Annotated in this window: 25 protein-coding genes; 6 read left to right on the plus strand and 19 right to left on the minus strand. The window is 54.1% G+C overall.

The features are described 5' to 3' along the window. Positions 1–4 precede the first annotated feature (4 nt). The 7 genes from ABLV78_RS04550 to ABLV78_RS04580 all read right to left on the minus strand — a co-directional run bounded on the left by ABLV78_RS04550 (position 5) and on the right by ABLV78_RS04580 (position 8,365). A complete protein-coding gene (locus tag ABLV78_RS04550; protein ID WP_047044156.1) occupies positions 5–2,638 on the minus strand; it encodes a fimbrial biogenesis usher protein in 2,634 nt (877 codons plus the stop codon). 81 nt (positions 2,639–2,719) lie between these two features. After that, the gene (locus ABLV78_RS04555; protein WP_045396572.1) at positions 2,720–3,406 is read right to left on the minus strand and encodes a fimbria/pilus periplasmic chaperone; all 687 of its coding nucleotides are present in this window, start codon (positions 3,404–3,406) and stop codon (positions 2,720–2,722) included. A 73-nt stretch (positions 3,407–3,479) separates the two neighbouring features. Then, on the minus strand, positions 3,480–4,019 hold the full coding sequence (gene fimI / locus ABLV78_RS04560) for a type 1 fimbrial minor subunit FimI (protein WP_045396575.1): 540 nt from the start codon (positions 4,017–4,019) through the stop codon (positions 3,480–3,482). Between the two features lie 72 nt (positions 4,020–4,091). Then, positions 4,092–4,640: a type 1 fimbrial major subunit FimA gene (gene fimA / locus ABLV78_RS04565; protein ID WP_045373910.1), complete on the minus strand. Its 549-nt coding sequence runs from the start codon at positions 4,638–4,640 to the stop codon at positions 4,092–4,094. A gap of 494 nt (positions 4,641–5,134) precedes the next feature. After that, a complete protein-coding gene (gene fimE / locus ABLV78_RS04570) occupies positions 5,135–5,731 on the minus strand; it encodes a type 1 fimbria switch DNA invertase FimE (protein ID WP_045373908.1) in 597 nt (198 codons plus the stop codon). 583 nt (positions 5,732–6,314) lie between these two features. Then, entirely contained in the window at positions 6,315–6,920 is a 606-nt protein-coding gene (locus ABLV78_RS04575) for a tyrosine-type DNA invertase (RefSeq protein WP_045396578.1), read from the minus strand. 833 nt (positions 6,921–7,753) lie between these two features. Further along, on the minus strand, positions 7,754–8,365 hold the full coding sequence (locus ABLV78_RS04580) for a LysE family translocator (RefSeq protein ID WP_045396582.1): 612 nt from the start codon (positions 8,363–8,365) through the stop codon (positions 7,754–7,756). A 138-nt stretch (positions 8,366–8,503) separates the two neighbouring features. Between ABLV78_RS04580 and ABLV78_RS04585 the strand changes: the two genes are divergently transcribed. Beyond that, positions 8,504–8,977 (plus strand): Lrp/AsnC family transcriptional regulator, encoded by a 474-nt coding sequence (locus ABLV78_RS04585; protein WP_032706451.1) that lies wholly within the window; start codon positions 8,504–8,506, stop codon positions 8,975–8,977. Positions 8,978–9,013: 36 nt separating this feature from the next. Here ABLV78_RS04585 and ABLV78_RS04590 read toward each other — a convergent pair whose 3' ends face one another. Further along, positions 9,014–9,259, minus strand: coding sequence for a hypothetical protein (locus ABLV78_RS04590; RefSeq protein ID WP_045396584.1), 246 nt, complete (start codon positions 9,257–9,259; stop codon positions 9,014–9,016). 350 nt (positions 9,260–9,609) lie between these two features. Between ABLV78_RS04590 and ABLV78_RS04595 the strand changes: the two genes are divergently transcribed. From ABLV78_RS04595 to ABLV78_RS04610, 4 genes are read left to right on the plus strand one after another with little or no spacing between them, the layout of a single operon-like run. Then, positions 9,610–10,176, plus strand: coding sequence for a fimbrial protein (locus ABLV78_RS04595; RefSeq protein WP_047044159.1), 567 nt, complete (start codon positions 9,610–9,612; stop codon positions 10,174–10,176). 51 nt (positions 10,177–10,227) lie between these two features. Continuing rightward, positions 10,228–10,911 (plus strand): fimbria/pilus periplasmic chaperone, encoded by a 684-nt coding sequence (locus ABLV78_RS04600; RefSeq protein ID WP_047044161.1) that lies wholly within the window; start codon positions 10,228–10,230, stop codon positions 10,909–10,911. Between the two features lie 18 nt (positions 10,912–10,929). Beyond that, positions 10,930–13,413: a fimbrial biogenesis outer membrane usher protein gene (locus ABLV78_RS04605; RefSeq protein WP_047044163.1), complete on the plus strand. Its 2,484-nt coding sequence runs from the start codon at positions 10,930–10,932 to the stop codon at positions 13,411–13,413. A 13-nt stretch (positions 13,414–13,426) separates the two neighbouring features. Beyond that, the gene (locus ABLV78_RS04610; protein WP_348865252.1) at positions 13,427–14,425 is read left to right on the plus strand and encodes a fimbrial protein; all 999 of its coding nucleotides are present in this window, start codon (positions 13,427–13,429) and stop codon (positions 14,423–14,425) included. A gap of 43 nt (positions 14,426–14,468) precedes the next feature. Here the strand turns inward: ABLV78_RS04610 and ABLV78_RS04615 are convergent, their stop codons facing one another. From ABLV78_RS04615 to ABLV78_RS04665, 11 genes are all read right to left on the minus strand, one after another. Beyond that, the gene (locus ABLV78_RS04615) at positions 14,469–15,749 is read right to left on the minus strand and encodes an MFS transporter (RefSeq protein WP_047044168.1); all 1,281 of its coding nucleotides are present in this window, start codon (positions 15,747–15,749) and stop codon (positions 14,469–14,471) included. A 131-nt stretch (positions 15,750–15,880) separates the two neighbouring features. Continuing rightward, positions 15,881–16,375: a flavin reductase gene (locus tag ABLV78_RS04620; RefSeq protein ID WP_015703350.1), complete on the minus strand. Its 495-nt coding sequence runs from the start codon at positions 16,373–16,375 to the stop codon at positions 15,881–15,883. A gap of 11 nt (positions 16,376–16,386) precedes the next feature. Beyond that, positions 16,387–17,355 (minus strand): PDR/VanB family oxidoreductase, encoded by a 969-nt coding sequence (locus ABLV78_RS04625; RefSeq protein ID WP_045396606.1) that lies wholly within the window; start codon positions 17,353–17,355, stop codon positions 16,387–16,389. Between the two features lie 24 nt (positions 17,356–17,379). Further along, entirely contained in the window at positions 17,380–18,120 is a 741-nt protein-coding gene (locus ABLV78_RS04630; RefSeq protein ID WP_047044170.1) for an SDR family NAD(P)-dependent oxidoreductase, read from the minus strand. Positions 18,121–18,127: 7 nt separating this feature from the next. After that, a complete protein-coding gene (locus ABLV78_RS04635) occupies positions 18,128–18,607 on the minus strand; it encodes an aromatic-ring-hydroxylating dioxygenase subunit beta (protein ID WP_045396614.1) in 480 nt (159 codons plus the stop codon). Beyond that, on the minus strand, positions 18,607–19,911 hold the full coding sequence (locus ABLV78_RS04640; RefSeq protein WP_047044172.1) for an aromatic ring-hydroxylating oxygenase subunit alpha: 1,305 nt from the start codon (positions 19,909–19,911) through the stop codon (positions 18,607–18,609). Before ABLV78_RS04640 ends, ABLV78_RS04635 begins: the two co-directional genes overlap by 1 nt. Before the next feature lie 22 nt (positions 19,912–19,933). Continuing rightward, positions 19,934–20,446 (minus strand): nuclear transport factor 2 family protein, encoded by a 513-nt coding sequence (locus tag ABLV78_RS04645; RefSeq protein WP_047044174.1) that lies wholly within the window; start codon positions 20,444–20,446, stop codon positions 19,934–19,936. An 18-nt stretch (positions 20,447–20,464) separates the two neighbouring features. Then, on the minus strand, positions 20,465–21,631 hold the full coding sequence (locus tag ABLV78_RS04650) for an acyl-CoA dehydrogenase family protein (RefSeq protein WP_045396622.1): 1,167 nt from the start codon (positions 21,629–21,631) through the stop codon (positions 20,465–20,467). 39 nt (positions 21,632–21,670) lie between these two features. After that, a complete protein-coding gene (locus ABLV78_RS04655) occupies positions 21,671–22,816 on the minus strand; it encodes an amidase (RefSeq protein ID WP_047044176.1) in 1,146 nt (381 codons plus the stop codon). Positions 22,817–23,162: 346 nt separating this feature from the next. After that, complete coding sequence (locus ABLV78_RS04660) at positions 23,163–23,639, minus strand: MarR family winged helix-turn-helix transcriptional regulator (protein ID WP_045373865.1); 477 nt, start codon at positions 23,637–23,639, stop codon at positions 23,163–23,165. Positions 23,640–23,791: 152 nt separating this feature from the next. Next, positions 23,792–24,301 carry a MarR family winged helix-turn-helix transcriptional regulator gene (locus ABLV78_RS04665; RefSeq protein ID WP_047044177.1) on the minus strand — a complete coding sequence of 170 codons (510 nt, stop codon included), beginning with the start codon at positions 24,299–24,301 and terminating at the stop codon, positions 23,792–23,794. Positions 24,302–24,381: 80 nt separating this feature from the next. Between ABLV78_RS04665 and ABLV78_RS04670 the strand changes: the two genes are divergently transcribed. Beyond that, positions 24,382–25,248, plus strand: a complete 867-nt coding sequence (locus tag ABLV78_RS04670; protein WP_047044178.1) for an EamA family transporter — start codon at positions 24,382–24,384, stop codon at positions 25,246–25,248. The last annotated feature ends 41 nt before the right edge of the window (positions 25,249–25,289 follow it).

A 25,289-nucleotide genomic window follows, 5' to 3' on the forward strand; every position in this document is an offset into this window, starting at 1 on the left:
TTCCTTAACGGCACTCTGCCGATAGCTGGCTCAGCGCCTGCCGCTGACTCTCTTCCGGCAGGCGATAGTTGGCCACGCAGCTGGCGTTCGCGCCTTCGCCCCATTTCACCTGCACGCTGCCGGCGAGCGGCATCCCGCTCAGGTAGACCTGGCCGTTATCGGCCACGATACTGCCGCTCTGATTGCTGCCCGAGGTGACCATCGCGCCAAACGGCACCGGTTTGCCGTTATGGGTCAGCGTCATCAGTAACTTGACCCCGACGTGGGCTTTGAAGTCCGCCCGCACGATAGCGCCGTGAGTAGGGACGACGCTCACCACCGCGTCATCGAGATCGACGTTATCGGCAAGCGTATTGGTATCCAGCGCGACACGATTTTCGCGATATTCGGTGGCGTAAGGCAGTACCGCATAGCCGCGCCAGTCGGTACGCACCCCGGTCTGGTTTTCCACTTTTACGTTGTCGGCGCCCGGCGCTTTCACCAGCACCACCGTGTCATTCAGCGGCTGGCTCAGGGTCACGCCGTTGGCATGGGCCAATACGCCGCCGCTGACGCCGTAGTACAGCTGTTTAAAGCCGTCGCTGCGGCTGTAGCCGACGTTGGCGTTGCCGTAGCCGCCGCGGTAGTTCAGCGCCGCGTAGCCGGTACCGCTGCTATCTCCTTCGCCGCCGCTGGCATAGCCGGTCTGCACGCTATAGCTCAGGTTATTGTCTTCCAGCAGGGTGCCGTAAAGTCCCGCCAGATTGGTCATCCGGCCATTAAGATCGTGCGACATGCTGTAGCTGGCGCTGGCGTGCCGCCATACCGATTTGCTGTCGGAACGCAGCCAGTGGCTGAACGGAATATTGACGTTGACCGCCAGCATCTGGTCGCGGCCCTGCTGCCAGGCGTTTTTGGTCAGGCTGTAGCTCAGCGTCCAGTTGATGTCGTCCACCGCCGCGTTGAGCCCGGCCTGCAGCTGCTGGTCCGCCTTGCCGGTCGACCAGTAGGTCTGATGGCTGCCGCTCAGATAGAGCGTGGCGGTACGCCCCAACTGTTGGGTCACGCTCAGTTGCACTTTGCCGCGCTTGTTATAGGCGAGGTTGTAGTAATCGGTGAATTTCGGCTTCACCTGGATCACGCCATCCTGGGTCTGTACGTCGTAACCGCTCATCCGGCGGTAGGTAGTATCGGCAAAGCTGTAATAACCTTTAGTGGAGTAGCGATAGCCCACCAGCTGGATATTGGTGCCGACATCGCTCAGCGACTTGTTATAGAGGAAGCGAATCGACTGCCCCTGGTGATCGCTGTCGTCGGGTAGGGTGGCGTTAGCCTGGGTGACATCCAGCGAGACGGCGCCGAAATCGCCCATGTTTTTCCCCACGCCGAGATTAAAGGCGCGGTAGCGGTCGGCGAGCTGAGTGCCGCCATATAGGGTCCAGCCCGCAGGCAGGCCGTGTAACACGGTGCTCTGAAAGAACTTCGGCTCTTCCTGCTGATCGTTGCCGCTGCGGTATTCGCCGGCGGTCAGCGCGTACCGGGTATGCCCTTCGCGCTGTAGTACCGGCACCGTTGACCACGGCACGCTAAAGACCTGGCTGGTGCCGTCGTTTTCTTTAATCGTCACCTGCAGATCGCCGCCGTTGCCTGCGGCATACAGATCGTTAATGGTGAACGGGCCAGGCGGTACCGTGCTCTGGTAAATCTCATAACCGTTTTGTTTGATCGACACCTGCGCGGTGCCGCGGGCGATACCGTGGATCACCGGCGCAAAGCCCTTCTGGCTATCCGGCAGCATGTTGTCATCGCTCGCCAGCTGGGCGCCGCGGAAGTTAATGCCGTCGAAAACATCGCCGTTGGTGTAGCTGTCGCCGAGGGTCAGGCGCGAGCGCAGCGGCGTGATGTCGCGCTCAAGCCAGGTATTAACATGCTGCCATTTATTCTCATTGCTGGAACTGCTGCCGCCGCTGCTGTAGCTCCACGTGGTGTTATCACGTAGTCGCCAGGCGCCGAGATTAAGGCCGCTTTGTAGGTTTAAATAGGCGTAATTGCTGCTGCCGCCGGTATCGTTATGGACGTTGTTGCCGGTGAAGTTATAGTTCAGCAGCCCGGCGTTGATGCCGTCATCCCACATTTCAGGCGGAATGTAGCCGCGCGCGCGGTTGCCCATAAAGGCCTGCGGCACGGTGAGGTACAGGCGCTGCTGGCCGACATCGAAGCGCGTCGTGGCATCGGTGATAAGTTCGGTCAGCGGCACGCAGGCGTCGGCGGCGAGGGCGTTCATCCCGGTCACCGCCGCGGTGTTGACCCCCATGCCCGCCAGCTGGCCGCGGGTCAGGCACGGGCTTAACCCATGGCCTTTTTCGCCGCGGTTAAATGTGACATCGCGAGTGGTCATAAAGCCGTCATTAAGATAAATATCGACGCGGTAGGTGCCGGGCGGCACCTCTTGCCCGTTTTCAAAACCGGAAAGATCGGCCACCGCCGCAGGATCGTCAGCCAAAAAACGCGGGTTAAAATAGAGTTCAGCCTGCGCGTGACCCGCCTGCAGGACAAAACAGAGCGCCACGGGAAATTTCGCCATGGTCAAAATAGCGCGCGGGCGTAGCCAGGCGCTGCGGGAACCAAAACGGTCCTGTCCATATTTGAGATGTGACATAGTCCCTCCGGTCTGAATTCGCCCGGCTGTCAGTTCTTATTGTTATGCGCGGCATGGCCCGCCCGGCGGGCCAAACCTGTATTAGCGCAGCACGCCGTTCATTTTTGGGGTCAGCGCGCCGTAATCATTAATCGTGCGATAAGTAATGTTGCTACCGGCATCCGGCGGCAGCTTGACGGAGGTTTTGCCCATTGGCGGCACCAGCGCGTTTTCCAGCACCCGGGTGCCGGCGTTAAGTTCGGTGACGGTCAGGTAATAAGGAGTGGGGTTAGTCAGTGTTAACGACGAACCGCTGCGGCTAAAGCTCAGCTTTTCCGCCGCCTGATCCGGCGGCAGCGCCAGTTTCGCCGGGCGATAGTAGAGCTTGATGCGGCTGATAATCGCCAGCTGCAGGGTATTTTCGCTCAGTTTGGATTTATCCATCGACGGGATGGCTTTCACGTTAATCCAGAACAGACTTTCGCGATCCTGCGGCAGTTGTTTATTAGTGGCGTCAATGATTCGTAGGGTATTCTCTTTTTTACCCTGCATAGCGAACAGCGGCGGCGTAATCACAAAGCGGCTATCTTTGCCGCCGTCAGCGTTTTCCACCCACGACTGAATCAGATAGGTGCTGCTGTCGTCATTATTGGTCACCCCTAACTGAACCTGTTTTTGCCCGGCCGGATAGATAACCCGCGTGGCGCCGAGCGCAACGCCGGCCTGAGCCCAGGCGGAGTAACCGCTTGCGGCTATCATCAATAATCCCGCCAGTAGTCCGCGCGTCATCCCCAGTCTCTTTTTCACGTTTACCCCTTTTGTACTCACCGTTGTTTCCTGTTTCCGGATGTCTGCTGGTTAATTACTGATAGGTCAGAGAGAACCAAACTTGCGCGTTTGCCGCTCCCCCGGTGACCTGATTGCCGGTCGCCCGATATTTGGCTACGAAATGTAGCGTGGTGGGGCCGGTATACAGCCGCCGCCAGGCGCCCGGCGGGCTATTCAGCGGAATCAATTGATCTTCTTTATCAAATAACGCGATGCCTACGCCGGTGGCGATACCCGGTCCTTCGCCAACCGAGAGCACATCTGGATTTTTGCCATCAGCCACGCCGCGAAACGACACGCCGACATGCTGGCTGACCGCGGTGCTGCAATCCTGAAGGTGAATATCGAATGGCACGGGGTTGGCATCTTCCCCGGCTGAATGAAAGCGATTACTGCTGATCTGCCCCATATTGACGGTCATCTGCTGGTCGCCGGCTTCAACGCGGCAGGACTCGGCGATGATGACGCCCTGAAAACGCATGTTTCCCCCGGCGACCGTGACGTTCCAGTGGTTGCCGGCCAGCGCCAGCGGCGAAAGCAGAAACATCAGCAGACCTGTCTTCACTCCTTGCATCGTTATCACCCCAATCCCGTAGTGGATAACGGGCCATCCTGGCCCGGAATGCTTCCCTGTCTGATGTTTGAATTACTCGTATTGCACTTTGAAGGTGGCGTCTGCGTTAGCAGTACCGGCAGTAGCCGCGCCAGTGGCGTAGTAACGCGCCTGGAAAGGAATGATGTTGGTGCCGTCGTTCAGCGTGGTGGCCGCGCTGAAGGTTGCGCCATCCAGGCCCAGCGGAGTGCCGGTTTTGTCGAGGATCTGTACGCCGACGTTGGTCGCGCCACCAGCAGCGGAGCTCTGCAGAGCCAGAACGCTGGTGTTGGTGCTATCAACCGCGGTACCAGAGAAAGCCACAGAGGCTTTAGTGGCAACAGTGGTATCACAGTCGTCTAACTGAATGTTGAAGCCTACAGCGGAGCTGGTGCTGCCCGCGGTAGCCAGTTTTGCTGAACGAACCTGGCCTAACTGAACGGTCTGATCGATAGAACCGGCATCGACTGCACAGGCTGCGTTGACGATTTCTCCTTTAAAATGCACTGTACCGCCATTTACCGTGGTGGTATCGGCCAAGGCCGCCGCGGAGCTCAGGGACAGAGCTGACAGAACAACGATTGCCAGTGTTTTGATTTTCATGCTGTTTTCCTTTAAACAAAATCGATATTACGAACCAAAATTGGCAGCCGTTTTGCCTTCCAGGCATTCCATAAATCAGCCGAATGGTGCGACTGCCGGTTCTGCACAGTTTTCGCCCCACTGATGAGTCAATTGGGGCCATTTTGACTCATCGGGATTTATGGCTTTTATTTTGTTAATGCTGATATATTTTTGGATTTATATACTGATAACTATTTATTTTGTGGATTTAATAACTGCTTATCTACCGGGCATGGAAAAACGGCTTGTTTGAGTTCAATGTTGAGAAGCGGGCGTATGGGAGAGAGTCTGACGAGGATAAGTAAAGAAAGGTCGTTGGAGAATTTAATGAAAATCAATTAGATAAAATTTTTTTTGATGAAATATGCACTTGTCAGTTGCAAAAGATTACAAAACATTTTTATGATATAGACAGTTTGGCCCCAATTGACTTGTTCAATATTAAAAATTTTCCTTTTTATCAATTGGTTATCTTATTTCTTCCGCGCTTGTAAATTTTCCTCCAAAAGGTTGTTTCTTTCCCAAATCCCGGCAAAACGTGCTGCATTACTTGCGGTGTAACGGACAGTGTGGCGAATATTACGATGTCCGAGATAATCTTGTATCAAACGGGTATCAGCCCCTCTTTCAGCTAGCTCATAGCCGCAGGCGTGACGCAGCATATGCGGATGCGTATGGGTGACGGTACCGGCTTCTTCTCCGGCAGCGCGGATAATGCGATAGGCCTGTTGCCGAGAAAGCGGCGTACCGCGGCGCGAGATAAATAGCGCGTCGCTTTTGCCTGCGGCCTTCCAACTGGCCCGTTGTTGCGTCCAGCGCTCTATCGCTTCGCGCTCATCAAAACGCAGCGGGTGCACGGTAGAGAAACCGTTCTTTAAACGCCGTACATTGATGCGCCCTTCGTTGAGATCGAGATCGCGATAGTGCAGATCGAGTAGTTCACTGATACGCATCCCGTGGCGAAACGCCAACAGGATCAGACAGTAATCCCGTTCACCGGTTGGGCCGTGCTGGGCCGCCTGCATCATTGCCTGTACTTCTTTGGCGGTGAGAAAACGACGTCGGTTCACAATTTTGAGCTCCTGAATTTACGTTTACTTATAAGGGATATCCTGAGAAAAAGATCCCTGGATGGATAAAAAATAATCTGAATGCAAAGGCCGTATTATTTGAAGGGGCTAATGACAAAACAGGTATCACATTACATTTACACATGCATAAATTATCGCCACGCGATAATTCTTATTTTTATCTATTTTATTGTTTACCACAATAGAGCCGCGCCAGGTCGCTGGCAGGTGCATAAAATAGCAAGGAAAAAAGTTAATGCCAGCTATTTATTGAACGGAAAACATGTGCTGAAAGGATTAATTTAACAATAAATAACGAACTTATATCCTGATAAATTACAGGTGCATAGAAACGTTTTTTTTCATGTTCTAAATAAGAACTTTTAAGAACAATAAACATATTTAACGTATGGTTAATTTTTATTAATGTTTTGCAAGAAAAAATCTATATATGAGGTAAGCTGCTTTTTATCGCAGCCTAAACAGAGCAAATTTGCAACAGTCTTGCCGGGGATAGCGGGCAGGGGCTGGCAGTAGTAGGGGGGAACCGATAACGAAACGCCATCCGTGGCGTAAGGTTACCTTACTGGAAAAGCGACGTTCTCTGCTTCTCACGGGATTTATCCCAAATCCCGTAAAAGCGTCCGGCGTTGCTGGCCGTGTACCAGACGGTATGGCGAATGTTACGGTGACCGAGGTAATCCTGGATAAGACGCGTATCGATACCCATATTGGCCAGCGCAAAGCCGCAGGAGTGACGCAACATGTGCGGATGAATTTCCAGCGGTAATCCTGCCTGATCGCCGGAGGCGGAAATAATCTGGTAAAACTGTTGGCGTGAAAGTGGATTACCTTTGCGTGATAAAAATAACCACTCGCTGGTGGATTGCGGATATTCATCACGAATATCCAGCCAGCGCTTTAGCGCCTGGATCTCTTTATTAAGCAACGGATGAGTGGTTGAGAACCCTTTTTTTAAACGGTGGATATAAATACATTTTGAGCGTAAATCAATATCTGAAATTCGCAGTCGGCAAATTTCACTGGCACGAAATCCATGAATAAAACAAAGCAATGTCAGGCAATAATTACGAGCAGCATGTGGTCCACTATTGGCAGCGTTAAGTAGTGACTCGATTTCATTCTGAGTCAGGAAGTTCCTTTTTTTTATTTCGCTATTATTCTTCATTATGTTCCCTTTCTATTGCAGGCGTACATTACTATCCCATAGGCTCTGGTTGGCCTATTACAGGATCCGAAGATAGGTTTCGCATTTTATGAGTAAGCATGATGCGGATCGTTTTTAATATCCCTCAAGTTACAAGGACTGTATCGCGGCAACGCTGCGCGAAATCCAGTGGGTATAATGAAGTCTCCCCGCCGCCGGGGTGAAGTGCACTGGCGAATTTTTGATGCGATGCGCTCAGGCATTTGATGTATATCGCTTTTCCTGGGGGTTTACACGTCCTGTTCATCCTTTCTCCTCTTGAGTATGCGCGCTTACAGCAAGGTCATTGACTACCAGCTGATAAACTGAGTCCTGGCTGGATAACGTTGTGACCGTTATCCATGAGGATAATTGCCTCAATAAACAGGTTGGTATTGCGTAAATGTTTTACCGTAGGCAAACAGCGTCAGGCACTTGCTAGCATTCACTGCAACACGACAACAGCGATTAAACCATACTGCAAAAATCGTAGAGAGAATAGCGTTAATAAATGTGCAGACGTTTCAAAGAGAGATTTTACTTATTATCGAGCAGTCGGAATTTTCCGCTCGAGTAATCAGTTAATGGATGACTAAATCGGAGTTTTTCAGCAGTTTTAGGAAGTTATCGATGTTGGCCATTCAGCCGTAACCACTTATGATACATAGATAATTCATCTTCAGGAGCTCAGGGAAATAGATGAGCCAGCTTCCGTGGTTTAGCAACTTAATAGCTACCTGTGACCCACGATTATATTTGTTGGTAAGGCCATGCGGCGCTAAAGAAGTTACCCTATGAGCGCCGCTGCTTACGAATTATCTTAACTGCTGGTAGAACAGGATAATAGCGATGGCAATCATAATCACCCCAGAAACCATGCTTACTCCCTTAGCCGCCTGCGGGCGGGCTGCCAGTACCGCGCGCGAACCGTAGCCGACCAACAGATAAATTAGCGTACAGGTCATCAGGTGCATCGCGCCCAGCGCCGACATCTGCAGCGCCAGCGGCCAACTGCCGTGCGGATCGGTAAACTGCGGTAGCAGGGCGAGGAACAACAGAAAGACTTTTGGATTAAGGCCGCTAATACATAATCCTTTCATCGCCCACGCATTCCAGCTGCCAGCCGATTGTTGCGCCGCGCCTGGCGCCGCCGGATGGCGTAATATCGTAACCCCGAGCCACAGTAAATAGGCCGCGCCCGCCAGCGTGATCGCCGATAGCGCTAGCGGATGACCGGCGATTAACACCCCGACGCCAGCGACGACGATAATGGTCGCCAGTAAATGGCCTGACATCAGTCCCATCACCGCCGGAACGACGCGACGACCGTTGATACCAGCGCTAATGGCATAGGCCCAGTCGGCGCCAGGGGTAATAATCAATAGAAACGAAACTATCCAGAAGCTGGCGATCAGGCTCATTTCCATCAGCAACGCTCCGCAACGATATTAGACATCACACACTCGCAAAATTAGGTTATCGTGTGAGAAAGAATATCGACATAGAAGCGAAATGAGCTTTCAATGTTATGTTGAAAACCGACGATTAAAGAGAAAATCTTCCAAATGGATAGCATAGACCGAAAAATTCTTGCTGAGCTGCAGGCGGATGGGCGTCTGTCGATAACCGAACTGGCGGAGCGGGTGAATTTGAGCCTTTCTCCTTGCCACCGACGTCTACGCGCACTGGAGCAAGAGGGGGTAATCACCGGCTATCGCGCCAATCTCGATCCGGGAAAAATGGGGTTCAATTTTCTGGCTATCGTGTTCGCCACGTTAAAAGAGGGCGATAAGAAAGCGGTCAGCGCTTTTGAGGAGGCGGTGGCGGAGATCCCGCAGGTTGTGCTGGCGCAACGCTTGTTTGGCGATCCGGACTACCTGATGCACGTCGTCACCCGGGATCTTCCTGCCTTTCAGAAACTCTATGATGACAAACTATCGGCGATGCCGGGCGTGCAGCATTTACGCTCAACGTTGGTGATGAAGACGGTGGTGCAGGATCGTCCTTTCCCACTGGAGACGTTAAACGCTTCCCGCTAATGCCCTGTGGCAGGGCATTAGCGCTCGTATGGCGAATCACCATTTCTCATCACGCGCGTTCTGGCGACCCTCACGGCGGTTGTCGCGTTTATCTACGCGACAGCTCATGTTGCTCTGTTGATCGTTTCTCACACAGTCGTGTTTTTCTTCGCGTCCACTCTGGCGCGCATCCTGACGGATATCACGGGCATCCTGGCGTTTTTCCGCGCGGTAGGTGGCGTGCGCGGTGAGCGTCGGCAGCAGCAGGGCGGCGGTAAGCAGAGGCAGGATCATTTTTTTCATTGTCGGAACCTTAAATATAAAAATAAATCACGGAAGGTTATAATTGTGGTTCGTAATCTTATGTAAATCGACACAAAATGTGCTGAACTCTCCTTTTTTTAGTTTATTATTAAACAAGCTTGGTAAATTCTCATTTTATTATTCTCGTTGCTACGTATTTTGGCTTATTACGCTAAAGAGATTACGAATATGGCATCAGGGCTCATTCGCTTTAAGTATTTGCATTGATTTTTATCAACGATCCTTATTCATCCTATTGTGGCGGATATTTAGCCATGCGATGCTCGCGGCATGAGATTTTTCTCAGTCCCCGCAAAGTTAAATGGAATTGTTAATAAAAGGAATATTATATGAAACGTTCAGTTATTGCTGCTGCAGTATTTTCAACCGTGCTGATGAGTGTTAATGCTTTTGCCGCGGCGCCAAATGAAGAGCAGGGTGAGTTAGTTATTATTGGTAATGTTATTAATTCTTCTTGTCGTTTTGAAACCGATTATAGCAGTACAATTCAATTGGCTGATGTTGATGCCACCCGTTTTGCCGGCATGTCGGCCGGTGAAGTCTTATCCGGTAATTTCGCCACCAGTAGCGATCCATTAACTATTGTTTGCCCGGAAGGCACAGTATTGAAATCGATTGATATTAGCGGCGGGACCTATACTGCCGGCGGCGTACTTAATCCTATCGCGACTACAACTTCTGCTAACGGGGTCGGTTTTAAATTAAAACTGGGTGAATCGGAGATTAATGAAAATACCATGTATGACGTCAATAATTTGCCGGGGGCGGTGACTTCTATAGGCAATGGCGTCTATCAAATGAACTTCTCTGCGCAATACGCCCGAATTAATGCCGCCACTCCGGTGACCGCCGGTGAAGTCCGCTCGGTGTTAACGATTGCCGTCTCTGCGGAGTAAGGACCTGTGCCGGCGCTTCGCCGGCAATTATTGTGCTAAGGGTGTGGTGCTATGAAACGGATTTTATTAGCAGGTTTATTTATCGCTATGCAGCCCGCGCATGCCGGAGTGGTGATTTTCGGTACCCGGGTGGTTTATCCGGCTGAGAAACAAGAAGTGGTCGTACAGTTGATGAATCATGGCGCCCGCTCTTCACTGGTGCAGTCGTGGATTGACGATGGCAATACCTCGTTGCCGCCGGAAAAAATCAACGTGCCGTTCCTGCTGTCGCCGCCGGTGGCGCGCATAGCGGGTAACTCCGGACAGCAGCTGCGAATAAAAAAATTAGCCAACAAACTTCCGCCAAACAAGGAGTCGCTGTTTTATCTCAACGTACTCGATATTCCTCCGAATACGCCAGGAAGTGAGGGGGCGAATACGCTGCGGTTTGCCATGCAAAACCGTATTAAGCTTTTTTATCGTCCTAAAGGCATTGCGGCGGTAAATAAAGATACGTTTAAAAATATTTCGCTGTCTTCCCGAAAAAACGCTCTGCATATCGCCAATGGTACCGCAAATTGGCTGACGATTACTGAAGTTAAAGTCAGTAATGTTAAAGTTAATGAGCGCAGCGTGATGATTGCGCCGTTATCCAGTCAGGATGTCATTTTAAAAAATAATCTCGCCCGCCAGTATTCGCTAACGATGATTGATGATAATGGAAACTTTATTAGCGACAGGCTCAATGTAAAATAATAAATAATGGAGTTGGCCATGTTAAGGATGACGCCGCTTTCCTCAATGATATTGTTGGTTTTATTATCCGGTCAGTTGCAGGCCGCTGAAGAGACTTTTGATACCAATTTCATGATCGGCGGAATGAAAGGTGAGAAATCATCAAGCTTTCGCTTTGCGGATAATCAACCACTTCCCGGTGAATATGAATTGGATATTTACGTCAATAAGCAATGGCGTGGTAAATATCCAATCGTAGTCGCCAGTAATCCGGATGATACCTGCCTGTCATCAGCATTATTAAATCAGTTGGGAATCAAAGCGGATAGCGCGCAGATGGCAAAGGATAACCAGTGCATGACGCTAAAATCCGCGGTGCGCAGCGGTAGTTATACCTTTAATATCAATATTTTTCAGCTTGATTTAGAAATTCCGCAGGCCTACGTGGAGGATCTTGAGCGCGGCTACGTCGCGCCGGAAAGTTGGGACCGCGGCGTTAACGCGCTGTATACCTCTTATTATTTGAGCCAGTATTACAGTGACTATAAAAATAACGGCAATAACAAAAGCACCTACGCCCGCTTCAATAGCGGGCTGAACCTGTTGAGCTGGCAGTTGCACTCTGATGCCACTTACAGCAAAGCCGATAGCGGCAGCGGCGACTGGAAAAGCAATACCCTGTATCTGGAACGCGGCTTTGCGTCGATTTTAGGGACCTTACGCGCAGGCGACATGTATACCTCTGCGGATATGTTCGATGCGGTACGCTTTCGTGGGGTTCGTCTGTTCCGCGACATGCAAATGTTGCCAAACTCAAAACAGAACTTCACGCCGATCGTGCAGGGGATTGCCCAGAGCAACGCGCTGGTAACCATTGAGCAGAACGGCTTCACCGTCTATCAGAAAGAGGTCCCGCCAGGGCCTTTCGCGATTGCTGATTTACAACTCGCCGGCGGCGGGGCGGATCTTGATGTCACTATCCGTGAAGCCGACGGCTCGGTAACCACCTACCTGGTGCCTTATTCCTCGGTACCCAATATGTTGCAGCAGGGGGTATCTAAATATGACATTGCCGCCGGGCGCAGCCATATCGAAGGCGCCAGCAATCAGGAAGACTTTATGCAGGCCAGCTATCAATATGGCCTGAACAACCTGCTGACCCTGTATGGCGGTACCATGCTAGGCACCGATTATCAGGCTTTCACTATGGGAACCGGATGGAATACCCATCTCGGCGCGATATCCGTTGACGGCACCTGGGCGCGTAGCGATCAGGATAACGGTACTTTTGAAGGACAAAGCTATCAGATTGCCTACAACAAATACCTCACCCAGACTAAAACGCGTTTCGGAATGGCGGCTTATCGCTATTCAACCAGCGACTATCGTACTTTTAACGATCATGTTTGGGCGAAGAACCGTAATAGTTATCACCATGATGATAATGATGTTTACAACATTGATGACTATTATCGCTATGATTTTGGACGTAAAAATAGTTTCTCCGCCAACATCAGCCAGTCGTTGCCGGAAGGGTTGGGGTCTTTTTCACTGAGTGCCTTATGGCGTGACTACTGGGGAAAAAGCGGCAGCAATAAAGATTATCAGCTGAGCTACTCTAATAACTGGCAGCGGGTTTCCTGGACCATTTCGGCCAGCCAGACCTATGATGAAGATCATCATGAAGATAAGCGCTTTAACCTCTTCATTTCGATTCCGCTTATCTGGGGAGAGAGCGACAGCGTACTGGCGCGTCGTTTGACGCTGTCGAATTCGACGACCTTCGATAATGACGGTTTTGCCTCCAATAACACCGGCATCAGCGGCACAGGCGGCCAGCGCGACCAGTTTGACTATGGCGTGAACTTTAGCCGTCAGCAGCAAAACCATGAAACCACCGCCGGCGGCAACCTTACCTGGAACGCGCCGCTGGCGACGCTGAGCGGCAGCTACAGTCAGTCGTCGAAATATACCCAGGCCAGCGGCAGCCTTTCAGGCGGGGTGGTGGCCTGGTCCGGCGGCGTCAATTTCGCTAACCAGCTATCGGAAACCTTCGCCATTATTCAGGCGCCGGGCCTGGAAAATGCTTACGTCAATGGTCAGAAATATCGCACCACCAACGGTCAGGGAACGGTCATTTTCGATCACGTATTGCCTTACCGTGAAAGTTCGCTGCTGCTGAATACCGCCAATACGCAGAGCAAAACCGAGTTGATTGGCAACCGTAAAGCGGTCGCTCCGTACCGCGGGGCGGTGGTGCTGGCGCGGTTTGATACCGATCAGCGTCAACCCTGGCTTATTCACGCCGAACGCCCGGACGGTACGCCGCTGAAATTTGGCTATGAAATTGAAGATAACGATGGACAGAATGTCGGCGTCGTCGGCCAGGGCAGCATGCTGTATATCCGCACTGATAACGTTCCGCCGTCGATTACCATCGCGGTCGATAAGCAGCAGGGCCATTACTGCACCATTACATTTAAACATACCATTGATGAAGGTAAGACCTATGTCTGCCGCTAAAAGGACGATTTTCATGAAATGGATAATTTTGCTGGTATTAAGCTTATGCTCTTTTTTAGCGCGGGCGGGGAACTGCGATGTCACCCCGGATGTTAAATCGCTGACGGTGGATGCTAGCGGTAATTACACATTTAAACCGCTGGCGGCCAGCGGCGAATTGAATGTCCAGAACAGTGATATTCAGGCCGACGGATTTCACTTTATCTGCCAAAGTCCGCAAAACGTCAGCGTCTCGGTAACCTCGACGCCCCCTGAAAATAAAGACTTCTACGTGGTGGTTGGCAGTAAAACCTATGTGATGGAGTTTTCTCTCGATCCTGCAAAACTCAACGCGCTTGCGAGTGGCAACATCCGCAAAAATCAGAGGTATAACTTAGCGGATATCTTCAACAGCGTGATCGGCATTCGCTATGCGATTAAAGAAGGTACCCCTACCGGGACGCAGGTCAGGCCAGGAGAATCATTTCCGCTGCTTTACTCGATGCGTTTTGAATACTGCAAAGGCGATAAAGAATGCCATGTGATAACCATCAATTACACCTTTAACGTCACCCTGCAGATTAATATTATGACCTGCGGTTTTAATGTCCCGAACCGTCTCATCAATATGGGCGATTACAGCTACTTCGACATTAAAGAAGACAAAGCGCAATATCGCATGGAAAGCGTTGATATCGACTGTAGCCAGGACGAGTCGGCGGTATTCGAACTGACGCCGGGCAAAATTGATTATTACTTTGTCGCCGCCTCCGGCTTTGCCGGTACCAGCAAAATATTGAAGAATGACGATCAGGATGCCGCCACCGGCGCCGGCGAAGTCGGTTTTCATCTGCGCGATAGCCAGGGCGGGGAACTCCAGTACGGCAGCGGTTTCCTTTATCACTCCGACGAGGAGGCCCGGCATGGCAGCAACAACCCGATCTATCTGCAAATCAAGCCGATGAAATATGGCGAGAATATCCGCGGCGGTACGATTAAAAGCCGGGTCATTATCGTGGTGAACAATAACTAGCCCTCTGTACCGCGCGCCTTCCTTTGCGCGCGGTGTACGCGGTTTACGTGGTCGCGACCGGTTCAGGTCGCAACTGCTGCTGGCGAATACTCATTAGCGCCACCAGCGCCAGTAGCGCGAAGGCCAGCAGCATCAGCGCAATGGGGATATAGCTATCCCACATCATGAGAAAAGCCACCGCCAGCATCGGACTAATACCGCCGGAAATCACCGCCCCAATCTCATGTCCCAGCGCTAGCCCGGTGTAGCGTACCTCCACCGGAAACAGATCCACCATCAGACACGGCTGCGCGGCAATCATCGCGCCATGGCACAATGGCAACGCCAACAGCATGGCGAGCAGCATCGCCGGGAAGGTGTGCATATTCAGCAGCCAGAAGAAGGGGAAGGCGACCAGCGCCATACCTATCACGCCGATATAGTAAAGCCGCTTACGGCCAATGCGATCGGAAAGCCATCCCCAGCCGAGAATCGTGGCGATCTCCACCGTCATGGCGATGGTGACCGCCGCGATCAGGTCGCGGGTGTCGATGCCAATATGTTTGCAATAGACCACTGAAAACGTGAAGAAGATATACACCGCGCCGTTTTCCGCCAGCCGCAGGCCGATAGCCTGTAATATCGCTCGTGGATGATTTTTAAAGGCGCTGAGCACCGGTAAATGATGGGCCTCATTTTTGCTGTCGTTTTCTGCTTTGCGCGCCACGAATTCCGCGTTCTCCTGGATATTACGGCGGATATAGACGCCCACCAGAAAGATAAACAGGCTGAGCAAAAACGGAATACGCCACGCCCAGGACATCACCTCTTCCTGCGGTAGCAGCTGCACCAGATAGAATGCCAGCGAAGAAAGAACAAACCCGCCGCAGACGCCCACCTGGCTCCAGGCGGTGTAGTACCCTTTTTGGCTTTCCGGCGCGTTTTCGCTCAGCATTAATACGCCGCCACCCCATTCACCGCCGGAAGCCACGCCCTGTACAAAGCGCAGCGTAATCAAGGCGATTGGCGCCAGCACGCCGATGTGAGCGTAGGTTGGCAGCAGGCCAATTAAGAACGTACTGGCGCCCATCAGCGTCAGGGTGATGATCAGCGTCATTTTACGGCTGTAGCGATCGCCGAGATGGCCGAATATCACGCCGCCGAGCGGACGGGCGATAAAGCCGATGGCGAAACCGGAAAAGGCTAAAAATGATCCGAGCAGCGGGTCATTACTGGCGGGGAAAAACAGCGGCCCGAAGACCAGCGCCGCCGCGGTGCCATACAGGAAAAAATCGTACCATTCCAGCGAGTTGCCGAGAAAAGAACCGATGATTAATTTGCGCATAGGTTGCGCCGGGGGGACCGTTGTACCGCTCACAGCTCCAGACATAAGGTTAACTCCAGTGCAGGTGAATCAGGCGGCGCCTGCTGGCGCCGGGCGATGGGTCGGCAGGGTTTTTATGGTTATGATGAAACTTAACGGCACGACGCCATGCTAAGGGTGTGGAACTGGCGATTAAACCAGACCAGCCCGTCGCTGGGGTTGCCGAAGCGGATCTGTTTGACCTCGCAGTAAAATACGCTGTGGCTGCCCACTTCGTGGCTGTCGGCAATGACGCAGTCGCAGTTCGCCACGGCGGAAGCCAGCGCCGGTGAACCGGTCTCCAGCGCCAGCCATTCGTCGTGCAGGAAGCGTTCTTCAGAGCGGATTTGGCCATTGGCGAAAATCCCGGACAATTGTTGATGCTGACCGGAGAGCACGTTAACGCACAGCACGCCGTTGTGCTGGAATTTGCCGTGCGCGAAGGACGAGCGGTTCATACATACCAGCAGCGTCGGCGGCGAATCCGTCACGCTACACACCGCCGAAGCGGTAAAGCCGAAGCGGCCCGCCGGGCCATCGGTGGTAATGATGGTGATCGCGCTGCCCAGCTGCGCCATGGCATTACGAAAATCAGATGTCAGGTTCATAGTAATACCCGTTATTTCAGTTTGACGTATTCGAAGCCTTCAATAACCAGCCGCGGGGTTTTAGCCCGCGAACAGCACAGCAGGATCTGGTCGTTATCTTCGCGTTCTTCTTCGGTTAAATACTCGTCGCGGTGGTCAGGTACGCCGCTACAAACGTTGGCGAGGCAGGTGCCGCAGACGCCCTGTTGGCAGGAGACTTTCACTTTGATGCCGGCTTTTTGCAGCGCGGCGACGATGGTCTCGTTTTCGCCGACGGTAACGCTAAGGTTGAGTTCCGGAACCTCAACCTCAAAACTGCCGCCGCTGGTTTCTACCTCGCGGTTGAAATACTCCTGATGCAGCCGCTCCGCGCTGAAACCGCACCCCTGAGCCGTTTCATTAATCCACGCCATAAAACCCTCCGGACCGCAAACGTACAGGTGGCCGGCGGCGGCGTGAGGCGTCAGGAGTTCCTGAGGGCGGATCCTGCCGTTTTCATCGCTGATATGTAGCTGAACCTGGGCGCTAAAGTGGCAATCCGCCAGCTCGGCCAGAAACGCCATTCCCTCACGGCTGTGGCCGCAGTAATGCACTTCGAAGGATTTCCCGGCGCGAAATAGCGTATCGGCCATCGCCAGCATCGGCGTGATGCCAATGCCGCCGCCGATCAGAATGGTATGAGGCGCCGACATCTCCAGCGCGAACAGGTTGCGCGGGGGGCTAATTTGCACCTCGTCGCCGGGCTGTAAAGCGTGCGCCGCCAGCGAACCGCCGCGCGAGGCGCGATCTTTGAGGATCCCCAACCGATAGCGCTGCGGGTGATGGGCGCTGCCGCACAGCGAATACTGGCGCACGATGCCATCGCCAAGATGCAGATCGATATGCGCCCCGGCGCTAAACGAGGGCAGGGGAGCGCCGTCCGGCGAGGCCAGCGTCAGGACTACCACCTCGGCTCCCTGAATTTCGCGTTCTGTGACGCGTACCGTCAATGTTTCAGCCATAGTTTTTCTCCACCCGCGAAGGGCTTAACGCATATAAATGCCGCCGTTGATGTCCCAGGTCGCGCCGGTGATAAAGGTGGCGGAGGGCGCCGCCAGCAGTTCTACCGCGCGGGCGACCAGCAGCGGATCGCCAAGCCGCTTCATCGGGATCATCTCCAGCAGCGCCGGCATTTTCTCTTCCGGCACCGCGGCGCGAACGGAAGGAAGATCCAGCGGCCCCGGCGCAATCGCGTTGACGCTCACCCCGTCGTTGCTCAGGGCGCGGGCGAAGACTTTGGTCAGCGTAATAATGCCGCCCTTGGAGGCTGCATAGTGGGCGCCGGAGGCAGTGCCGCCGTTTTGCCCGGCCAGCGACGCGAGGTTAATAATGCTGCCCCGCTGGCGCTGGCTGAAATAGCGGCCGATGGTCTGGCAGCCGACAAAGGTACCGCGCAGATTGGTGCTGGTGACGCGATCGAACTCCTCCACGTCGATCTCCATGATCGGTGTGGTCAGGGTTAAGGCGGCGTTGTTGACCAGCACGTCGAGTTCGCCGAAGCGCGCGCGGATCTGCGCCAGCGCGTCGCTGAACTGTTGCGGCTGGCGAATATCCAGCGCCAGCGGCAGCAGCCGCTGCTGGCTGGGATCGATCTCCTGAGCGCTACGGGTGACCGCATCGAGGTTGAGATCCGCCATCGCCACCTGATAGCCCTGTTGCCAGAGATGGCGGCTAATAACCAGCCCGAGGCCGTTGGCCGCGCCGGTAATAAGTACGCTACGTGTCATAAAGTCCTCACAGGATGTAGCCAATGCTATGCAGGTAATCGTCGCCGTTAATCAGGCGCACGACCTTTTGCAGAATACGGAAACTGTCGCCCTCCGGCGCCAGCGTCCAGGTGACGTCAGCGGCGTAGTGCTGTTCATTGCCCTTGCGGTACTCGTAAAGGAATTGGGCGCAGCGTACTTCGACGACCTCATCGCTGGCGCTGAGCAGGCGATAACGGCCGCTCATGCGGATAGTGCGCGCGCGCGGGGTGGTGGAGATTGATTCGCCGCTGTATAAACGCTGCACGCGTTTTTCCCGCATCTCGTGGTTGTCGTAGGCGTAGTTGAGCACGTTGGCGAAATCGGTGGTCTGCTGGTCGATGGGAATGATGTACATTCCCTCGGTGCGCCACAGCGCCAGCCATTCACGAAATTCGCCTTGATCGAGCAGGTCCGCTTCCAGGTTAATAAACTGAATGGCGGCGTTGAGGATAGGTGATGTGTTCATTATTGCCCCCGATTGTCAGCGGTCATGTACTTTTTCCATTGTTGGTAAGCGGCGCGCATGCCGGTTTCGGCGCTGACGTCGCTGCGCAGGCCGTCGGCGGTGCGGACTTCGCCGGGCAGGCCGCGATTGAGCATGATCCACAGATCGTCGCCCGCGCCGCCGCCGCGCTGCACCCGCTCCCAGGCCTCTGAATCATCGGGGGTGCCGAAGCCCATCGGCCCCTGGAAGTGTTCGTGCAGCCGCAGGCGCGCCTGGTTGGCGATCGCCGGGCCATCTTTCATGGTCAGCACCATGTGATGAATTTCCGTCTCTTTTACCGATATCGGCTGCAGCACGCGGAAGAAGGCCATTGAACAGGCGACATTGGGAAACAGGTTAAGGTTAAAACCGCTGCCGCCGACCGCGCGTACGATGCGCCGCACCTGCTGCTCGTCGTGGCCTTCCTCGCGCAGGGCCTGGGCCAGCTCGCTAAAGCGCTCCGGGATTGGCGCATCGAGATTGGCTTCCAGATCGATAAGCTCGGGGATCATCACCATCACGCTGTGGCCGTTGCCGAGATCTTCCACGAAGCCTTTGCCGTCGACGAAGTTGAGCATCTCTTCGGTCTGTTTATCGACCGAGCTTAAAAACGACTTATGGACGATAGGGAAGTGATAGCCGTCGGTGGTATTTTCCAGCTGGATTTTCCAGTTGCCGGGAAAGCGAAAACGGTGCGCGGTGGTAGCCTGCAGCGCGTAGCCAGCCCCCTGTTTCATGAACAAATCCATCCATTTCATCGCCGGGCCGAGGAAGTCGGTCAGCGGTTCAATGTCGTGGTTGAAGCTGGCGAAAATCATTCCGGCGTAGCTTTCAACGCGCAGGCGCACCATGCCGAGCTCAGATTTGTTCAGCGTATCGCCGTAGCTCTCTGGATGCGGTACCCCGCGCAGCGCGCCGTCGAGGCCATAGCCCCAGCCGTGATACGGGCAGGTAAACCCGTTCGTTTTCCCGCTGCGATGTTCGCAAACGGTGGCGGCGCGGTGGCGGCAGCGGTTGAGCAGCACGTTGATATTGCCTTTGCGATCGCGTACGACGATTACCGGCTGGGTACCCACCATCGAGGATTTATAGCTGCCGGCGTCAGGGATTTCGCTCTCGTGGGCGACCCACACCCAGGTACGGTTAAAAATGTTGTCGATCTCGAGGTCGAAAATTTCCTCGGAAGTATAGAGACAGGTATGGACCCGGTCGCTTTGCACCAGTGCCGCCAGCGTTTCGGCGGTATGGCGGGTATCGATATTTTTTACCGGAATACATTCAGACATTGTCACTCTCCACATATCTCTTTTAATGACCATCAGGCACCGGTAAATCGGCGAGCGAATGCCAGTCAGCTACCGGGCGGCTAAATAAATTACGGGTGGTAAAATGATGAATTAACCACTGTTGATCTTGTTTAATAAATTCAATGACGAGCTCCGCGCTATTTAAATGCGAGCCGCCGCGGCGAAACGTCGAAGCCTGCAGCATTTTCCAGCGGCCAACCGCGCGGTTATTTTCGCCAACGCAAATATGCTCGGCCGTTAAATAATGTACGTTAATGGCGAAGTGTGACGGTTCGCTAATATAAGCGTTCATCATCCCGACGATCGCCGCTCTGCCGCAATGGCGCCCGAGCTTTTGTTGATATAATTCGCCGATACCTTCCCAAATAGCCGTTTCGCTAAATAGCGCGCCAATTTGCCGGGCGGTATCCGGATGCGTCAGGTCATCACAGAGATGCATATACTGGCTGATGGCGTTTCGGATCTGCACTACGGCTTCCAGCTTCTCCAGGCGTTGCAGCATTTCTTCATTCATTGCCGGCTCCGTGTTGACTTATAAATAGCCGGGCTGCGGCGAGTGGCCGAAGAACATATTGCCGGCGTTGATGTAGGTCAGCTCGCCCATAAAGGCGTGCTGGGTGATGACCATGGAGTCGCGGGCATAGCGCTGCAGCGGGCTACGCATTGAAATGCCCGGCATCCCGGCCAGTTTCAGCGCGCGGGTGGTAACCGACGCAGAAACTCGGGTAATGTGGGTGGAAGAGAGGCGCATGGCGTTAATCCGCTCTTCTCCCGGTTCATCGCCGCGCAGAATCGCCTGCCAGACGTCGTCGATGGCGTCATAGAACCAGCAGCGCGCCGAACGCAGTTCCGCTTCGCAGTGGGCGATTTCCATCTGCGCGAATTGACGATCCGCCAGGCACGGCGCGCCGGTGACCGAGCTCTGGCGTTCGGCAATGGCGTAAATTTCCGATAACGCCGCGCGGGCGATACCCAGCGCCACCACCGACAGTACCTGAGTGGCCAGCGACAGTACCGGGTAGCGATACAAAGGGCCTTCGAGGTTAAGTTCGCCGCCGCGAATAAAGGTCCACTCCTGCGGCACGAAGGCATTATTCAGCACTACGTCATGGCTGCCGGTACCGGAGAGGCCGACCGTATTCCAGACCGGATCGATGGTGAACTCCCCGGCGGGTAGCACCGCGATGCGCGGCAGCGGACGATCGCTGCCGTCATCGGTCAGAATGCCCACGCCGATAAGTTCGGCGCCGCTGCAGCCGCTGGCGAAGCTCCAGCGTCCGCTGACGCGGTAGCCGCCATCCTGAGTCGTCGCCTTTTGCGGCGGGAAGATCCCACCGGCAAAGACGATATCCGGTCCGTGGCGGTAAAGCTCATCGAGACTGCTCGGCGGCAGGCCGCCAAGATAAAATGGATTCATGCCGAAACTCGCCACCCAGCCGGCGGATCCGTCCGCCGTTGAGAGCGTTTCAATTAACTGGCAAAATTCCGCCGGCGAGATTTCATCGCCGCCGTAGCGTTTTGGCACCAGCGCGCGATAAACACCAATCTTTTTAAAGCGGGAAATAATATCCGCCGGGATATATTTCTGCTGCTCGAATTCCTCGCTGCGCTTTTTAATATCCGCGAGTAATTCGGCAAACTCTATTGTCGTGGCGTGCAGGGTCTTTTCCGCACGCGAAGTTGCAGAGGGGTTTAACATGCGATTTAGCCTCTTCCAGTTAATGAAAGTACGGTTTTATTATTTTAATTTTTCCAGCAAATACTCAGCGTAATTAAGTAAATCGAACTCTTTATTTTTATTGGCGACTAATTGCAGCGCCACCGGGCGATGATTAATTTCGCCAAGCGGCAGGCTCAGGGCCGGATGGCCGCTTAAATTAAATGGGCGCACCAGACGAGTCAGGTTGACTACCTTGAGCGGATCCGCCGCTTCTTCCAGCGTTGGCGGACATTCCGGCAGGGTCGGCAGCAGAATCAGCGGTGTTTTCGCCAACTGGGCGTCCACCGCGGCGCTAAATTGTTGACGCACGCTTTCCGCAGCCTGCCGCTGCTGAGGGCCAATTTCCGCGCCGGCGCGGATCCGCTGGGCGACGTCCGGCGCCAGATTCGGCGCGCTGATGATGCTGTGAAACGCCAGCCAGTTTTCCTGGCTTATCACCGTAAGCCCGGCCTGATGCGCTTCGTTGAATCCCGGCAGTTCAGCGCGAGTCCATGCCAGGCCCGCTTGCTGCAGACGTGAGACGATCAGTTGCTCAATTTCCGGCGTTGCCGTGCCCGCCAGATAGCTTATCGCGGGTGCTTCCCGGCGCGCAGGAGGAGCCGGTTCCCTCAGCGCTTTTGCCAGCGCCTGACGCAATGTGGCGATATCGCGGGCGAACAGGCCGACGCAGTCTAGTGAACTTTCCGTCGGCATGACGCCTGCGCGGCTCAGACGGCCAAAGCTCGGCTTCAGGCCAGCCACGCCGCAGCAGGCCGCGGGCATCCGCACCGAGCCGCCGGTATCGGTGCCGACGGCGAAGTCGACTTCACCGGCCGCGACCACGGCGGCAGAGCCGCTGGACGAACCGCCGGGGATTAACTGCGGATAATGCGGATTGCGTGGCGTACCGCTATGCGGGTTGATGCCGGTGACGCCAAAGGCCAGCTCGTGCAGGGTGGTTTTTCCGCGCAGCTGACAGCCGTTATCCAGCAGCGCCTCGACTACGGCGGCATGGCGGACGGCGGGCGGCGCATCCTGCAATACCGGGCTGCCGGCGCGGGTCGGAAAACCGGCAATATCGAGACTGTCTTTAACTGCGAACGTCAGCTCGCCGTCGCCAAGGGTAAAGCGCGAGATAAACCCGGATTGTGCGTTTTCTGTCTCTGTACGATGTTCAGTAACCATGTTTCACATCTCCGTGAGGGTGATAATTACCGCGCGAAATGACTAAAAAACGACCCGCTGGCGTTTGAGGTAATCTTGTCAGTAAAACTTGAAATTTCAAGTAAATTGTTGCCCGTTTTTTACATCGTAATTGAGGATAAGATGATGCTATGAAGGAGGGGATGTTTTTTAACTGATTGATTTAAATCATTAAAATGTGATGTATAAATTTTAATCTCTTGAAGGGCGTCACAAAAATAAATGAAAAATATAAGTTAAAAAAATGATAAAAAAGTGTGCGAAAAACGCAGGGAGGGCAAAACAAAAGCAATAACCATTTATGGAAAATGGTTATTGGTGCAGGGGATTAGTCATCGAGGTTGTGCAGAATGAGCGCCAGCACCTGGTTCATCTTTTTTTCTTGCGCCGGGGTGATGCCCTTGAAGGCTTTAGTAAACACGGTTTCCGCTAACGCCCGGGCTTCGGCTACCTTGGCTTCACCGGCGGCGGTGAGTTCCGCTTCGGTGACCCGGCCATCGCTGACGCTAACGTGGGTCGTCAGCAGGCCGTCATCGCGCAGGCGGCCAACAATTTTGGTCACCGTCGGCATCTTGCTAACGGCATATTCGGTGATCCGCGAAATACTGGCGCGGTGGTATTGGTGCACCAGCATCAGTACGCGGAAACGGGAAAGGTCGATGTCGATTTTTTTGAGCTCGATTTCCATTAATTGGGTATAACGGGCGTAAACGTTAACCACCCAAAAAAAGGGGAACTCTTCTTTATGAAAGCGGCTTTCGTGGCTCTCTGGCGGGGTCGAAGAGTGAGTCTTATCCACAAGCATCTCCTTGCCTGACGACGATAGAATGTGCAGATGGTATGCGTATTTGCCGGTTATTGCAAAACGCAATACGCCAGCAACATAGCCTTGCGATTCAGTAGCGACGACTCTCAGTGAGTCGCAGGTAAGTCATCGTAATAAGACCTAATCGTCGGCTAGTGCTCATCCTCAAGCAGGCGCATAAACACCCGCAGCGCTTCGTCTAACTGCTGAAGTTGGGTCTCTGAAAGCCCTGCCAGCAGTTGTCGCTCATTCGCCACGTGGGTGGCAACCGCCTCATCGATCAGCGCTCGTCCCGCTGGCGTCAACGCCACCAGCATGCTGCGGGCATCCTGAGGATTCGCTAAACGAGCGATCAACCCCCGTTTTTCCAGCGCCTTAAGGCGATGGGTCATCGTGCCGGAAGTAATCATCAGCGTCGAAAAGAGCTGGGTCGGCGACAGCACGAATGGCTCGCCGGCGCGGCGCAGCGTCGCCAGCATGTCGAACTCCCAACGTACCAGCCCATGTTTAACAAACGCCGCCTCCACCTGCGGCTCCAGCAGCATGGCGCAGCGCTTGAGGCGGCCAATTGGCCCCATTGGGCTGCAATCCAGATCCGGGCGCTCGCGCTGCCATTGGGCGAGAATGCGGTCAACGGCATCCGTTGGCGGTAATTTGTCCATGCGTGCTCACTTATCTTGATATCAAGATATTTATCGATACATACTTGCTACACAATTTAACTTGATATGAAGATAAAATCATGGCCTTTTTTACTCGTCATCTGGCGGTCGATTTGCTGCTGACCGCACTGGCTCCCGCTATCTGGGGGACCACCTATATCGTTACTTCGCAGTTCCTACCGCCGGACCGTCCTTTTATCGCCGCGCTGCTGCGGGTGTTGCCCGCCGGGATTGCGTTGTTACTGTGGAGCCGTCAGTTTCCGCAGCGCGGTGAGTGGTGGAAGCTGGTCATTACCGGAATATTAAATATCGGCGCCTTTCAGGCGCTGCTGTTTATCGCCGCTTACCGGCTGCCCGGCGGGCTGGCGGCGGTGATCGGCGCGATTCAGCCGCTGCTGGTGATGCTGCTTGCCTGGTGCGTGGATCGTCAGCGTTCGCCGTGGCTGGCGGTGGTATCCGCCTGCGCCGGGATCATCGGTATGGCGATGTTGCTGCTTTCTCCGCTCACGGTGCTGGATTCGTTAGGTATTGGCGCCGCTTTTCTTGGCGCCGTCAGTATGGCGCTGGGCACCTGGCTGTCGCGGCGCTGGGCGTTATCGCTGCCGGTCGTGGCGATGACCGGCTGGCAATTGTTGATTGGCGGGATCGTGTTACTGCCCATCGCGCTGCTGGTGGATCCGCCGTTGTACAACATCACTCTATTACAGGCGGCAGGTTATGTCTGGCTGTGTGTGGCCGGGGCGATGCTGGCCTATGGTTTATGGTTTCGCGGTATCAGCAGATTGTCGCCGGTGGCGGTATCGGCAATGAGCCTGCTTAGCCCGGTGACGGCGGTGCTGTTGGGGTGGATATTTCTCGGGCAGAAAATTGAGGGGATGGCGCTGGCGGGCCTTATTGTGGTGCTGGCGAGTGTGCTCTCTATTCAGCGCGCGCTGGCGAAACGTTGACGTAAAAAAGCCCCATAAAGGGGCTCGACATTGCCGTGTTT

This window comes from Klebsiella sp. CN_Kp075 (assembly GCF_040065055.2).
Taxonomy (GTDB): Bacteria; Pseudomonadota; Gammaproteobacteria; order Enterobacterales; family Enterobacteriaceae; genus Klebsiella; species Klebsiella aerogenes.

What these genes read in the sequence shown, in the direction of transcription:
- ABLV78_RS04550 (WP_047044156.1), bottom strand. Translation starts at nt 2,638, where the DNA reads ATGTCACATCTCAAATATGGACAGGACCGTTTTGGTTCCCGCAGCGCC.
- ABLV78_RS04555 (WP_045396572.1), bottom strand. Translation starts at nt 3,406, where the DNA reads ATGACGCGCGGACTACTGGCGGGATTATTGATGATAGCCGCAAGCGGT.
- fimI (WP_045396575.1), bottom strand. Translation starts at nt 4,019, where the DNA reads ATGCAAGGAGTGAAGACAGGTCTGCTGATGTTTCTGCTTTCGCCGCTG.
- fimA (WP_045373910.1), bottom strand. Translation starts at nt 4,640, where the DNA reads ATGAAAATCAAAACACTGGCAATCGTTGTTCTGTCAGCTCTGTCCCTG.
- ABLV78_RS04575 (WP_045396578.1), bottom strand. Translation starts at nt 6,920, where the DNA reads ATGAAGAATAATAGCGAAATAAAAAAAAGGAACTTCCTGACTCAGAAT.
- ABLV78_RS04580 (WP_045396582.1), bottom strand. Translation starts at nt 8,365, where the DNA reads ATGGAAATGAGCCTGATCGCCAGCTTCTGGATAGTTTCGTTTCTATTG.
- ABLV78_RS04585 (WP_032706451.1), top strand. Translation starts at nt 8,504, where the DNA reads ATGGATAGCATAGACCGAAAAATTCTTGCTGAGCTGCAGGCGGATGGG.
- ABLV78_RS04590 (WP_045396584.1), bottom strand. Translation starts at nt 9,259, where the DNA reads ATGAAAAAAATGATCCTGCCTCTGCTTACCGCCGCCCTGCTGCTGCCG.
- ABLV78_RS04595 (WP_047044159.1), top strand. Translation starts at nt 9,610, where the DNA reads ATGAAACGTTCAGTTATTGCTGCTGCAGTATTTTCAACCGTGCTGATG.
- ABLV78_RS04600 (WP_047044161.1), top strand. Translation starts at nt 10,228, where the DNA reads ATGAAACGGATTTTATTAGCAGGTTTATTTATCGCTATGCAGCCCGCG.
- ABLV78_RS04605 (WP_047044163.1), top strand. Translation starts at nt 10,930, where the DNA reads ATGTTAAGGATGACGCCGCTTTCCTCAATGATATTGTTGGTTTTATTA.
- ABLV78_RS04610 (WP_348865252.1), top strand. Translation starts at nt 13,427, where the DNA reads ATGAAATGGATAATTTTGCTGGTATTAAGCTTATGCTCTTTTTTAGCG.
- ABLV78_RS04615 (WP_047044168.1), bottom strand. Translation starts at nt 15,749, where the DNA reads ATGCGCAAATTAATCATCGGTTCTTTTCTCGGCAACTCGCTGGAATGG.
- ABLV78_RS04620 (WP_015703350.1), bottom strand. Translation starts at nt 16,375, where the DNA reads ATGAACCTGACATCTGATTTTCGTAATGCCATGGCGCAGCTGGGCAGC.
- ABLV78_RS04625 (WP_045396606.1), bottom strand. Translation starts at nt 17,355, where the DNA reads ATGGCTGAAACATTGACGGTACGCGTCACAGAACGCGAAATTCAGGGA.
- ABLV78_RS04630 (WP_047044170.1), bottom strand. Translation starts at nt 18,120, where the DNA reads ATGACACGTAGCGTACTTATTACCGGCGCGGCCAACGGCCTCGGGCTG.
- ABLV78_RS04635 (WP_045396614.1), bottom strand. Translation starts at nt 18,607, where the DNA reads ATGAACACATCACCTATCCTCAACGCCGCCATTCAGTTTATTAACCTG.
- ABLV78_RS04640 (WP_047044172.1), bottom strand. Translation starts at nt 19,911, where the DNA reads ATGTCTGAATGTATTCCGGTAAAAAATATCGATACCCGCCATACCGCC.
- ABLV78_RS04645 (WP_047044174.1), bottom strand. Translation starts at nt 20,446, where the DNA reads ATGAATGAAGAAATGCTGCAACGCCTGGAGAAGCTGGAAGCCGTAGTG.
- ABLV78_RS04650 (WP_045396622.1), bottom strand. Translation starts at nt 21,631, where the DNA reads ATGTTAAACCCCTCTGCAACTTCGCGTGCGGAAAAGACCCTGCACGCC.
- ABLV78_RS04655 (WP_047044176.1), bottom strand. Translation starts at nt 22,816, where the DNA reads ATGGTTACTGAACATCGTACAGAGACAGAAAACGCACAATCCGGGTTT.
- ABLV78_RS04660 (WP_045373865.1), bottom strand. Translation starts at nt 23,639, where the DNA reads ATGCTTGTGGATAAGACTCACTCTTCGACCCCGCCAGAGAGCCACGAA.
- ABLV78_RS04665 (WP_047044177.1), bottom strand. Translation starts at nt 24,301, where the DNA reads ATGGACAAATTACCGCCAACGGATGCCGTTGACCGCATTCTCGCCCAA.
- ABLV78_RS04670 (WP_047044178.1), top strand. Translation starts at nt 24,382, where the DNA reads ATGGCCTTTTTTACTCGTCATCTGGCGGTCGATTTGCTGCTGACCGCA.